12 protein-coding genes and 1 pseudogene are annotated in these 12,110 nt (G+C 46.5%); 11 read left to right on the top strand and 2 right to left on the bottom strand.

Annotated features, from left to right (window positions below; translation table 11 throughout):
- Window positions 1-78: 78 nt before the first annotated feature.
- The 5 genes from HUG20_RS09695 (at window position 79) to HUG20_RS09675 (ending at window position 4,115) form a co-directional block, all read left to right on the top strand.
- Entirely contained in the window at window positions 79-312 is a 234-nt protein-coding gene (locus tag HUG20_RS09695) for a DUF896 domain-containing protein (protein WP_200090307.1), read from the top strand.
- Window positions 313-542: 230 nt separating this feature from the next.
- Window positions 543-2,531, top strand: a complete 1,989-nt coding sequence (gene tkt / locus HUG20_RS09690) for a transketolase (RefSeq protein ID WP_200090306.1) — start codon at window positions 543-545, stop codon at window positions 2,529-2,531.
- Window positions 2,532-2,706: 175 nt separating this feature from the next.
- The gene (sirA, locus tag HUG20_RS09685; protein WP_200090305.1) at window positions 2,707-3,144 is read left to right on the top strand and encodes a sporulation inhibitor of replication protein SirA; all 438 of its coding nucleotides are present in this window, start codon (window positions 2,707-2,709) and stop codon (window positions 3,142-3,144) included.
- A 109-nt stretch (window positions 3,145-3,253) separates the two neighbouring features.
- Complete coding sequence (locus HUG20_RS09680; RefSeq protein WP_200090304.1) at window positions 3,254-3,478, top strand: YneF family protein; 225 nt, start codon at window positions 3,254-3,256, stop codon at window positions 3,476-3,478.
- A 115-nt stretch (window positions 3,479-3,593) separates the two neighbouring features.
- Window positions 3,594-4,115, top strand: a complete 522-nt coding sequence (locus tag HUG20_RS09675) for a CcdC family protein (RefSeq protein WP_343073210.1) — start codon at window positions 3,594-3,596, stop codon at window positions 4,113-4,115.
- A gap of 37 nt (window positions 4,116-4,152) precedes the next feature.
- On the opposite strand, the gene HUG20_RS09670 is transcribed toward HUG20_RS09675, so the two are convergent.
- On the bottom strand, window positions 4,153-4,563 hold the full coding sequence (locus tag HUG20_RS09670; protein WP_200090458.1) for a DUF2621 family protein: 411 nt from the start codon (window positions 4,561-4,563) through the stop codon (window positions 4,153-4,155).
- Window positions 4,564-4,734: 171 nt separating this feature from the next.
- Between HUG20_RS09670 and acnA the strand changes: the two genes are divergently transcribed.
- Window positions 4,735-7,464, top strand: a complete 2,730-nt coding sequence (gene acnA, locus HUG20_RS09665) for an aconitate hydratase AcnA (RefSeq protein WP_200090303.1) — start codon at window positions 4,735-4,737, stop codon at window positions 7,462-7,464.
- Window positions 7,465-7,938: 474 nt separating this feature from the next.
- Here the strand turns inward: acnA and HUG20_RS09660 are convergent.
- Window positions 7,939-9,110, bottom strand: a pseudogene (locus tag HUG20_RS09660) (IS3 family transposase).
- Between the two features lie 260 nt (window positions 9,111-9,370).
- On the opposite strand from HUG20_RS09660, the gene HUG20_RS09650 reads away from it, so the two are divergent.
- The 5 genes from HUG20_RS09650 to nadE all read left to right on the top strand — a co-directional run bounded on the left by HUG20_RS09650 (window position 9,371) and on the right by nadE (window position 12,104).
- Complete coding sequence (locus HUG20_RS09650) at window positions 9,371-10,081, top strand: DUF421 domain-containing protein (protein WP_200090457.1); 711 nt, start codon at window positions 9,371-9,373, stop codon at window positions 10,079-10,081.
- A gap of 47 nt (window positions 10,082-10,128) precedes the next feature.
- A complete protein-coding gene (locus tag HUG20_RS09645) occupies window positions 10,129-10,248 on the top strand; it encodes an FbpB family small basic protein (RefSeq protein ID WP_200090302.1) in 120 nt (39 codons plus the stop codon).
- Window positions 10,249-10,513: 265 nt separating this feature from the next.
- Window positions 10,514-10,948, top strand: coding sequence for an acyl-CoA thioesterase (locus HUG20_RS09640; protein ID WP_200090301.1), 435 nt, complete (start codon window positions 10,514-10,516; stop codon window positions 10,946-10,948).
- On the top strand, window positions 10,911-11,264 hold the full coding sequence (locus HUG20_RS09635; protein ID WP_343073209.1) for a hypothetical protein: 354 nt from the start codon (window positions 10,911-10,913) through the stop codon (window positions 11,262-11,264). The genes HUG20_RS09640 and HUG20_RS09635 overlap by 38 nt, the downstream gene beginning before the upstream one ends.
- 15 nt (window positions 11,265-11,279) lie before the next feature.
- The gene (gene nadE, locus HUG20_RS09630; RefSeq protein WP_200090299.1) at window positions 11,280-12,104 is read left to right on the top strand and encodes an ammonia-dependent NAD(+) synthetase; all 825 of its coding nucleotides are present in this window, start codon (window positions 11,280-11,282) and stop codon (window positions 12,102-12,104) included.
- The last annotated feature ends 6 nt before the right edge of the window (window positions 12,105-12,110 follow it).

Raw genomic sequence — 12,110 nt, 5'->3', positions numbered from 1 at the left:
TTGCCTGTTGATTTCTTGCGGGCATGAACGTTATAGTGTCGTTAAGCATCATTCATGATTCTATAAGGGGGAGCTTCATTGATATCCGATGAAAAGCTTGACCGTATTAATGAATTAGCCAAACGACAGAAAACGACGGGGTTGACTGCAGATGAGGAAGACGAGCAAAAAGGCTTGCGGGAAGAATATCTACAGAATTTCAGGACCTCTTTTAAACAGCAGATTCAAAATGTATCCGTCGTCGATGAGAACGGAAACGAAGTAACCCCGGAAAAATTACGCAGTGCAAAAGGCAACCGCCGTTCTTACTAACGATAAAAAGCGGTGCATCGCTCGTCAAAGTGATGCGCCGCTTTTTTTCTTAGCAGATAAGAAAATATAACTCAAATTTTCTTGCCTGCATAAATTGGACGAAAGCTTTCGTCATAAAAGCTTGGCGAAACGCCCGGTTTTCTAAAAAGGATGAAAGATATTCTTGTTTTACTTTTAGAAACCATATATCATAACAATAGAGACAATTCATAAAGGGAAGGATGGAAACATTGACTTCAAACATAGAAAAACGCGCCATTAATACGATACGGACATTGTCCATCGACAGCGTCAATCGAGCAAATGCAGGCCACCCGGGGTTGCCCATGGGTGCAGCGCCGATGGCCTTTGCATTATGGACGAGGCATCTCAAACATAACCCGACGAAACCTGGTTGGTGGGATCGGGACCGTTTTGTCTTATCCGCAGGCCACGGCTCCATGTTGCTGTACAGTTTGCTTCATTTAAGCGGATACGACTTGAGTCTCGGAGAGTTGAAAAACTTCCGGCAAATGGGGAGCAAAACACCCGGCCATCCAGAATACGGACATACGGCGGGGGTAGATGCGACGACCGGCCCTCTCGGACAAGGCATTGCCATGTCGGTAGGGATGGCAATGGCAGAAGCCCATCTTGCCGCAACGTACAACCGGGAAGGATATGAATTATTCAACCACTATACGTATGTGATTTGCAGTGATGGGGATGTCATGGAAGGCGTCGCTTCGGAATCCGCTTCTTTAGCCGGCCACCAGCAATTGGGACGGTTGATTGTGCTTTACGATTCCAATGATATTTCCCTCGACGGCGATTTGAATCGCGCGTTTTCGGAGGATGTTTGCAAGCGGTATGAAGCGTATGGCTGGCACACGATCTTTATCGAAGACGGTAATGATGTTGAGGCTATTGACCGCGCGATTAAAGAGGCGAAAGAAGATCCCCGTCCGAGTTTTATCGAAGTAAAAACCGTTATTGGTTTTGGTTCGCCAAACCGTGCAGGCACAAATGAAGCACACGGGAAGCCGCTTGGAGATGAAGAAGCCACGCTCGTAAAAGAAGCATATGAATGGGATCACGAACCGTTCCATATTCCCGATGATGTTCGTGCTTATTTTGAAAAGAAACAAGACGAAGCCGTCGATGGGTATCAACAATGGATGAAAACATTTGAGGGGTACAGCAAGGCATTTCCGGAAAAAGCCGAAGAACTCAGGCGCGCGTTTGACCGTGATTGGCAAACGGATCAGTTGCAAACGTTGCCGAGTTACGTTGCCGGAGAAGATACACTTGCCACCCGAAAAGCTTCAGGGGCAACAATTCAGGCGATTTCGTCTCAAGTGGACGGGCTGTTCGGTGGTTCTGCCGACCTCGCCTCTTCCAATAATACATTGATGGACGCGTATGAAGATTTTACGAAGGACAACCGTGAAGGCCGTAATGTCTGGTTTGGGGTGAGGGAATTTGCCACCGCGTCAGCGTTAAACGGCATTGCCTTACACGGAGGCTTGCACGCGTATGGAGCAACCTTTCTCGTCTTTTCCGATTATATGCGGCCGGCCGTTCGCTTGTCAGCGTTAATGGGTGTTCCCGTTACCTATGTTTTTACCCATGACAGCATTGCGGTCGGCGAAGACGGACCGACCCATGAACCGATTGAGCAGTTGCCATCGTTGCGTGCGGTGCCGAACCTTTCCGTTATCCGGCCGGCGGATGGGAATGAAACCGTTGCAGCTTGGCGGCTGTCGCTGGAAGCAAAAGATCATCCGACCGCCCTCGTATTAACGCGACAAGGGCTTCCAACGATGACGGATCCGGCGCGCACGTATGAAAACGTGAAAAAAGGCGCTTATATTTTGGCGGATGCCGATCGGCCGGCGGCGGCGATTGTCGCGACAGGATCGGAAGTTGCACTCGCTATGGGAGTAAAGGAGAAACTCTCCGAACAAGGCATTGCCGTTCGTGTCATCAGTATGCCGAGCCGGGATCTTTTTGAAAAGCAATCGGAAGCTTATCGGCAATCGGTCATCGACACTGCTATTCCAACGGTGACACTGGAAGCGGCGGCTACGTTCGGTTGGGAACGTTATGCCGGAGCGAACGGCAAGACGATCGGCATCGATCAATTCGGAGCTTCAGCTCCCGGCAACGTTGTGATGGAAGCTTTCGGATTTCACGAAGAAACTATTGTAAATGAAGTGAAGACCTTACTGGAACAGTAAGCAGCGCCCTGGGAAGGTGTCCTGGATAAACGCCAGGGCACCTTTTGTGCGAAAGAATGTTATCGGGACAAAAAAATTGTCGATCATTACCGGGTTTTATCATACAAATGTTGACATATTATTTTGCGGACAGGCATTAAAATAATGGGAAGGACATCTAAAGGAGGGCGAGCATGTGCACCGATATGACATCTATCTTCTAAAGCCGGGAATCGCCCGGCAATTTATCCAATTGGAAAACAAACTCTTTCAACTTTTTAAAGAGTATGAGACAGTACCTTCCCTTCGCCATGAAGTCCAAAAACAAGTCGATTATATTTGTCAGCCGATTTCGATTCATCATTTGGGGGAATGGCTTTCTTCCGCGCAAATAACTCCTTTTCCGCAGGGAAGAGATGATGGTCTCATCTATTATTTGGAAGGGAGCGAAAAAGTAAAATTAATGCTCGCTGAAAGAAGAGTGCAAATTTGGAGCACCCTTCATATGGAGGACGAATGGCCATGGTTTGATCAATTACAGGCGTATGATCCTTACTTTTTTGCTTGTGATGTCGAGCGGGAAAGATATGGGTGGTTGAAACCGATCAAAATGCATACCCATCTTTTTGGTTAATTGATGCGTGATCCCTTTTCAACGTTTGATCGATACGGTATAATAGATGATGTTTGCTTAAGCGAAACCTATCCGGTGCCGAACGATCGACGTAAGGAGGAATAACCGCATGAGTACGATTTGGGTTGTTTTGATCGCAATGGCAGCCTTGCTCGCAGGTCTTGTGGGAGGGTTTTTCATTGCCCGAAAAACAATGGTTAATTATATGAAGAAAAACCCGCCGATCAATGAACAAATGCTGCGCGTGATGATGATGCAAATGGGACAGAATCCATCCCAAAAGAAGATCAATCAAATGATGAAAGCAATGCAAAAAGAACAAGGAAAAAAATAATCGCACGGAACACCTCTTTAGGATTTGGGGGTGTTTTTGTTTTTGGTCACTTCTCGTTTCGGCCATATATTGATCACCTTACTTGAAAAAGGTATGATTAAGTTGTACGAAGGAGGTGGGCAATATAACAGAGACAACATTACTTTTTATACTTACAACGATTGGCGCGGCCATGATGGGGACGTTCGCTATCATAGTGCGAATGAAAGCCATCAAAAAACCGGCAACTGTGAAAAAAATCATTATCCCGCCACTCATGATGAGCACCGGTTTCTTGATGTTTTTATATGAACCCACGCATCTTCCCATTGCCCGTATTATTGCGCCACTGATGGTCGGTGCCGCAGCTTCTTATTTATTGATTCGCACGTCACGCTTTGAAATACACAATGGCGATATCTATATGAAAAGATCCAAATTGTTTATTTTTTTATTGATGGGATTGCTCCTTGTCCGTGTGCTTATCAAGCTCATCATCGGGGAACAAATCCATCTCCCTCAACTGGCTGGGATGTTTTTCTTGCTTGCATACGGGATGATTCTTCCGTGGCGCATTGCCATGCTTTTTATGTTCAAAAAGAAACAACAAGAAATCAACACCCCGATCATGGACGTGCCCATGAGAGAAAGAACGTGAAAAAACCGGTGATTCCCAAAACGGAATCCCGGTTTTTTCAATCAAACAGCTGTTCATATTGGCTGTAATCCATCTCTTTTTCATCCAGTTTTTTTCGCAAAAATTTATGGTCACGTTTCGGGGTTGCCAAAATATAACCGCGGATAATCAAGTCTTCGTTCATTTGTTTTGCGTGCTCATCTAACGCCAGCTCTCCGATCTTCCCCGCGATTTTTTCACGGGCGATGTCCCTGAACAATTCAGGAACGGGCGAGACGAGTTCTTCCAGTAAATCGCTTTGCTCGCGTGTCCAAAGATGGCGGGTTTTTTCAAGATAGTAGTCTTGCCAGTCGAGAATGGAGTTCCCATCTTCTTTCGGAAGGCGTTTCAGGAACTTCCGAAACATGAAAAAGCCGCCGATAAACATGAACACAATCATGAACACAGACCAAAGGACAATCAACCACATAAATATATCTGTACCCACGTTGCTCACCACCACGTTCTAAACTCTTAAGACTAGTTTAGCACATCTCCTTGCTTTTTTAATACTGTCAAACTCCCATGAGAGGTTTGATGCTAGTTTTGCTTCGACATTTTTAACAGATTGTTATATGATAGAGACAGAGGAGGGGTATACATGGGAGAAACCAACGACATGTATCAGGCGAAAAAAACGCTGAATGTAGGAAATGAAACCTACTATTATTACGACCTCGCCGCTTTGGAAAAAGCGGGTATCGGCGACATTAACAAGTTGCCTTATTCAATTAAAGTATTACTGGAATCTTTACTGAGACAACAAGACGGCAAAGTGATTTCTTCGGAACACGTGGAAAGCCTTGCCAACTGGGGAACGAAGGATGGCGGGACCGAAGATGTGCCGTTTAAGCCATCCCGCGTGATTCTTCAGGATTTTACAGGGGTTCCCGCGGTCGTGGACCTTGCTTCGCTTCGAAAAGCGATGGAGGACGTAGGGGGCGATCCGGCGTCGATCGATCCGGCGATTCCGGCAGACCTCGTCGTTGATCACTCCGTGCAAGTGGACCAGTTCGGCACAAACGATTCACTGATGCGGAATATGAATCTCGAATTTGAGCGGAATGAAGAACGTTATAAGCTTTTAAGCTGGGCAACCCAAGCGTTTGACAATTACAGCGCTGTTCCGCCGGCAACCGGCATCGTTCACCAGGTGAACTTGGAATACTTGGCGAATGTTGTGCACGTAAAAGAAAATGACCAAGGAGAAAAGGTCGCCTATCCGGATACGCTCGTCGGCACGGACTCCCATACGACGATGATTAACGGTCTCGGAGTCCTTGGATGGGGCGTCGGCGGGATTGAAGCGGAAGCGGGCATGTTGGAACAACCGTCTTATTTTCCTGCTCCCGAAGTGGTTGGCGTGAAGCTTGAAGGCAGCCTTCCTGACGGTGCGACCGCAACGGACTTGGCATTGAAAGTCACCCAGCTGTTGCGTTCGAAAAACGTCGTCGGCAAATTCGTCGAATTTTTTGGTCCCGGATTGAAATCCATGTCGCTTGCTGACCGTGCCACGATCTCCAACATGGCACCGGAATACGGCGCAACGTGCGGATTTTTCCCGGTCGATGAAGAAGCTTTGAATTACATGCGTCTGACAGGACGGAGCGAAGAGAAAATTGCGCTTGTAAAAGCCTATTGCCAGGAAAATGGGTTGTTTTACAGCGAGGATGCCATCGAGCCGAACTATTCAGAAGTGGTTCCTTTGAAATTGGACAATATTGAACCGGCGTTGGCCGGTCCGAAACGGCCACAAGACTTGATCGAACTCAATGATATGCAACAATCGTTCAAAGAAGCCGTTACCGGTCCGGAAGGCAATCAAGGTTTTGGACTTGATGGAGATGAATTGGACAAACAAGTGGAGATTACGCATCCGAATGGCGAAACGTCCACGCTCCCTACCGGAGCCGTAACGATCGCGGCGATTACGAGCTGTACGAACACCTCCAATCCGTCCGTGATGATCGGTGCAGGTTTAATGGCCAAAAAAGCGGTTGAGAAAGGGCTGGATGTTCCGGCGTATGTGAAAACATCCCTCGCTCCCGGATCAAAAGTTGTCACCCGTTATCTTGAAGATTCAGGGTTAATGCCGTTTTTAGACGAGCTCGGTTTCAATCTCGTTGGATATGGTTGTACGACGTGCATCGGCAACACCGGCCCACTACCGGAAGAAGTGGAGCAAGCGATCGCAGACAATGATTTGCTCGTTTCCTCGGTGCTAAGCGGGAACCGTAACTTTGAAGGCAGAATTCATCCGCTCGTGCGTGCCAATTATTTGGCTTCCCCGCCGCTAGTCGTGGCTTATGCGCTCGCGGGAACCGTTAATGTCGATCTTCGCAAAGATTCATTCGGGAAAGACAAAGACGGAAACGATGTCTTTTTCAACGACTTATGGCCAAGCACGTCTGAAGTGCAAACGTTCATTCAAGATAATGTGTCACCTGAACTCTTTAAAGAAGAGTACAGCAACGTATTTGACAACAATGAGCGTTGGAACGCGTTTCAATCATCGGATGATGCTACTCTCTATGATTGGGACGAGGCGTCCACGTATATTCAGAATCCGCCGTTCTTTGAAAATCTGTCAAAAGACCCTCAGGCGATTGAGACCTTAAGCGGAATGCGGGCCATTGGCAAGTTCGGAGATTCGGTAACAACCGACCATATTTCTCCGGCAGGTTCGATTGCAAAAGACAGCCCGGCAGGAAAGTATTTGCAATCAAAAGGATTAAAGCCGGCACAGTTTAACTCCTACGGTTCCCGTCGTGGAAATCATGAAGTGATGATGCGGGGAACGTTCGCGAACATCCGCATTCGCAACAAGTTAGCGCCTGGAACAGAAGGCGGCTTTACCACGCACTGGCCGAGCGGTGAAGTTATGCCAATCTATGATGCGGCGATGGAATATAAAAAAGATAACACCGGCCTCGTCGTGCTTGCAGGTGACGATTACGGGATGGGAAGTTCTCGTGATTGGGCAGCCAAAGGAACGACGCTCCTGGGCATTAAAATGGTTATCGCCAAAAGTTTTGAACGGATTCACCGCAGCAACCTTGCGCTAATGGGCGTTTTGCCTCTTCAATTTAAAGAGGGCGAAAGCGCCGACGAACTAGGCTTAACCGGTGAAGAAACGTTCCGGGTAGACATTGACGAAAATGTCAAGCCACGGCAACTCGTAACCGTCACAGCAGAGGACCACGATGGAAACACAAAAACATTCGAAGCTGTCGTGCGTTTCGACAGTGAGGTGGAAATTGATTACTACCGTCACGGTGGAATCTTGCCTATGGTTCTTCGCGATAAACTGGCGGCAGAAGCGAAAGCTTAAACGAAAAAACCTAGCCAAAGCGGCTAGGTTTTTTTGTTTTGAGTGTGGTAAAAGCAGGATGGACGGGTACATCTCAAAATGCGAAATTTAGCATTTTTAAGGTGTTATTTGGTCGTTTATGGAACCTCAGATTGGTTGATTTTACATGTTTTCGGTGCCATGTGGAGTTATGTCAATAATACGAGCACAAAAATTGGTGCCTTTTCAGTCTTCAAGTTTCAAGCGACTCTTCTCCAAATCCGCCGCCTTTGACAGCTGTTTCGGTTCGTGGTGTGCATCTGATGGCGGCTGGAAGAAAAAACTCATGTTAGCATCAGCCGCATGCTTAGGATACCACGAACCGATCGATTCACACGATCCTGCGGCCGGGGGCCCCGATCCCCAACCGTCGGATCGCGGAATCGGGCACAGCTGTCAAAGGTAAAGTTCACGGCTCCCAGCAATAACGATCATGCTTGTTTTCCGCGTTTTTCGTTACGCCGTCGTATCGCCTCCTTGAGCTTGTCTATACTGCCGTTCGAATTGGTTAGGCGACACATAGCCAATGGTGGAATGCGTGCGTTCTTCGTTGTAAAAGCAGGCAATATACTCCCAAACGCTCATCTTAGCCTCCTCCCGTGTATCGTAGGTTTCATGCGCAAGCAGATCTTTTTCGATGGTTGCATGAAAAGACTCGATGCACGCATTGTCATAACAATCGCCTTTCCGGCTCATACTTGTGCGCATGCCGTGTTCCCGGAGAATGGCCTGGTAGTCATGGGACGCATATTGGCTCCCCCGGTCCGAATGATGGATGAGTCCCTCTTGCGGCGGTTGAAGGCGCATAGCCCGATGTAGGGCAGTCGTAGCCAGTTCTTTCGTGAGACGGTGACTGATATTCCAGCCAATGACCTTTCGAGAAAATAAGTCCATCACTGATGCTAGATAAAGCCAGCCTTCCCGGGTCCAGATATAGGTGATATCCGCCACCCAAGTCTCGCCGGGCTGCTCCGTATGAAAATCTCGTTTAAGCAGGTTGGGATAAATCGGTTGATGATGATTGGAATCCGTTGTCTTTTTCCCTTTCTTACTGGCGCTCTTTGGACGAAGCCCATATTCTCGCATATAAGTCGAGACCGTTTTCTGTGTGACCGTTAAGCCTTGTTTATACAGTTCCATCGTTATCCGCGGACTCCCATACGTTTTTCGGGATTGAACGAAGATTTCTTTTATGGCTTCGACGATGGATGCCTTCCGCTGTTTTTGCGAGCATTGCGCACGGTTACGCCATTCATAATAGCCGCCTCTGGAAACACCTAAAACCTTGCACATCTTCGCCACACGAAACTCGTGTCGGTGTTCCTCGATGAAGGCATAGATTACGCCTGGTTTTTGGCGAAGAAGGCCGCCGCCTTTTTTAGAATCGCCACTTCTTCTTCCAATTCCTCAATTCGTTTCATATCCCTTTGATGCTGCTCTTCCGCTGGCGTGAGATAACCGTTTCCGAAAAGGGCGTCTCCCTTGTCCTCCCGATAATTTCTCACCCAATTTTCCAGCGTGCTATCGGAGATCCCATGCTCTCTCGCGACATCCGCTCGCTTTTTCCCCTCCTGAACGATGAGTTTCACCGCATACCGCTTAAATTCTATATCATGATGTTGCACTATCGGCACACTCCTTTAGATCCATTGTAACAACGCACCAATTTTGTGTGTCCAACTTTTATTCTACCTCCACATGGCCCCGTTCATGGCACCGAAATGGTACTATGAGCCGTTCAAGACCACCATAAACAGGGTCAATTATTCCTCTCGGTGGTTCTCAAATTAAAATTTCACGTATCATATTTAAACAATGAATATTTCCATGCAATCTGCAAAAGATGAAGGATGACATCATCAGGTGGGATGGGATAATAATGGACAATATTACAAACATATGGACAGGGGCACAGGATTTACCGTTTTATGGATTTATCATTCGCGCAATCTTTGTATATGTATACATATTCTTAATGGTGAAAGTGATCGGCCAACGTTCTATGGCAAATATTGATCCGCTTGATTTTATTTTCGGTGTTGTGATCGGGGATGTCATAGGGGAAACTGTTGCAAGTGGTGATGAAGCGCTGACCGGTCCTTTTGCCGGTGCTGCCATGATTGCGTTTTTACACTGGCTTCTCTCGTATGCCAGCTTGAAATTCCCTCGCTTCAGAAGAGTGATTGAAGATGAACCATTTATCATTATTGAAAAAGGGCAGATTCTCGATTATATGCTTAAACGCAGCAATATTACCATTGAACAATTATTAATGGATCTTAGGCAAAATGATGCGCCGGATTTAAATGAAATTGATTACGCAGTATTGGAACCGAATGGAGTCATTAGTGTCATTAAAAGAAGCCCTTATAAATCAGTGACACCGCATGATTTGGGACTAAGTCCACAAAACACGGGATATCCCAAAGTAATTATTAGCGATGGAAGAGTTATTACTTATAACATGGAAAAAATCATGACCCGTAAAGAGCTCGAAGACGGGTTAATCGACCATGGCTATAATGCGATCGAAGATGTTTTCCTCATGACAGTGAATGAGGCTGACGAATGGTATGTAACCCCTCGGCTGCGTGTATAAAAATCAAAAAATTTACCGATAATAGAAGAAAAGAAGGAGGCGTTCCTATGCGAAGAATCAAAAATGTACGCTTTATCGATTTGTTACGTGACAATCGCGAAGCGATTCTTAATGATCGGGAAGCGATGAATCGAATTGAAGAACGCTTGGATGCCAAAAGAAAATAACCCGTATGTTGAACATCGGCTGTCGCTATCTTGTTACAAGGAGAGGCGGCCTTTTTTTAGTAGATAAGAAGTATAAATCAACTTTCTTACTTGCATAAGTTGAGCGAAGGCTTTTGCCATAAAAGCTTGGCGAAAAGCCAATTTTTCTAATTTAAGATTCCTTTTTCTTGATTGAATGATAATTGTTTATTATTCTAAAGAGAAAGAAGGTTTGTCACGCAAGCTTAAAGAATTCCATAAACGAAATGAAAGTAGGCGTATATGTTTGAAAAAAGCGTCCACCGACATACAAGTTCGATATGCGGAAACAGATCAAATGGGGGTCGTACACCATTCCCAGTATTTAATATGGTGCGAGATCGGCCGGACCGAACTTATCAACGATTTGGGTTTTTCTTATGCAAAATTGGAAGAGAGCGGTGTGCTTGCCCCGGTAACGGAAGCAAACTTGTCTTATAAAATAGCGATACGATATGGGGAAACCGTCCGTATAGAGACATGGATCGAGGATTACGATGGAATACGGGCGATGTACGGCTATGCCATTTATAATGAAGATGGTCAATTATGCGTAAATGGGACGACGACCCATGTGATCGTAGACCGTGAACGTTTTCGCCCCCGTTCCATGAAAAAACGCTTGCCGGAATGGCACGACGTATATGAACGGGAAAAGAAACAAAAAAAGGGAAGCGAATAATTTCGCTATGGCCTTTGGGATCGATAAGTACGAACTGGAAAAATGGAAAGCGCGAGCGACGGCCGGCGAAATTGCGATTATTACCCATTATTGGTTAGATGACCGTTTTCCCAACTGTGATTCTGTGACGAAAGTAGCCTGCGGGGATTACCATAAACTGGTACAATGGGGAAAGGCATACGGTTTGAAGGAAAAATGGATTCACGAACGGGGGAGATTGTCCCATTTTGACCTCTTCGGAAATCATCAAAGACGTGTACTGTTAGCAGAGGGATTATACCAACAATGGAATAAATTTATCGATGATGAATCATAGCGGGGAGGAAATGCAATGCAACAGGAAGCGATTATTCGTGCATTGAACGTGCAACAGACCATAAGCCCCGATGAAGAATATGAAAAGCGAAAAGGATTTTTAAAATCCTATGCCAAACACACAGGGGCCAATGGTTTCGTACTTGGCATATCCGGAGGACAAGATTCAACATTGCTGGGGAAAATGGCGCAAGAAGCAGTCGAAGAACTTCGCAAAGAGGAGAACGGGCGTTATCAGTTTATTGCTCTTCGTCTTCCTTTCGGGAAGCAACATGATGAAGATGATGCAAACGAAGCGCTCGCGTTTATTCAACCGGATCGTACGGAAACGATTGATATCCAACCGGCGGTTGACGCCTCCGCAAAAAGCTTTGCACTAGCGTTTGACAGGGAGCTTAGTGATTTTCACAAAGGGAATACAAAGGCCCGGGAGCGTATGAAGGTCCAATATGATGTGGCAGCCGCATTTGGCCTTCTCGTCATCGGAACGGATCATGCCGCGGAAGCGATCACCGGTTTTTTTACCAAACATGGGGATGGAGCTTGCGACATCGTCCCTTTGTACGGATTGAATAAGCGGCAAGGCAAAGCGCTTTTACGAATGTTGGACGCTCCTTCATCCACCTATATGAAAACCCCGACGGCCGACTTGGAAGATGATAGGCCCGGCCTTTCAGATGAAGAAGCATTGGGATTGACATATGATGAAATTGATGATTTTCTGGAAGGAAAAACGACTAGTGACAAAGTCGAGAACAAGCTGATCCATTATTACCAGGTAACCGAACATAAGCGACGCACACCGGTAAGCCCTCAAGATGAGTGGTGGAACCATAAATAAAAATAC

The organism is Salicibibacter cibi (assembly GCF_016495865.1).
GTDB classification, from domain to species: Bacteria; Bacillota; Bacilli; order Bacillales; family Marinococcaceae; genus Salicibibacter; species Salicibibacter cibi.
Note: the sequence above shows the minus strand (reverse complement) of the source record. Positions and strands in the feature narration are given on the sequence as shown.

Bases quoted from the DNA above. Each gene is read 5' to 3' on its own strand.
- HUG20_RS09670 (WP_200090458.1), bottom strand. From the start codon at position 4,563: ATGTGGTTGATTGTCCTTTGGTCTGTGTTCATGATTGTGTTCATGTTT.
- acnA (WP_200090303.1), top strand. From the start codon at position 4,735: ATGGGAGAAACCAACGACATGTATCAGGCGAAAAAAACGCTGAATGTA.
- HUG20_RS09635 (WP_343073209.1), top strand. From the start codon at position 10,911: ATGAACGGGAAAAGAAACAAAAAAAGGGAAGCGAATAATTTCGCTATG.
- HUG20_RS09680 (WP_200090304.1), top strand. From the start codon at position 3,254: ATGAGTACGATTTGGGTTGTTTTGATCGCAATGGCAGCCTTGCTCGCA.
- HUG20_RS09645 (WP_200090302.1), top strand. From the start codon at position 10,129: ATGCGAAGAATCAAAAATGTACGCTTTATCGATTTGTTACGTGACAAT.
- nadE (WP_200090299.1), top strand. From the start codon at position 11,280: ATGCAACAGGAAGCGATTATTCGTGCATTGAACGTGCAACAGACCATA.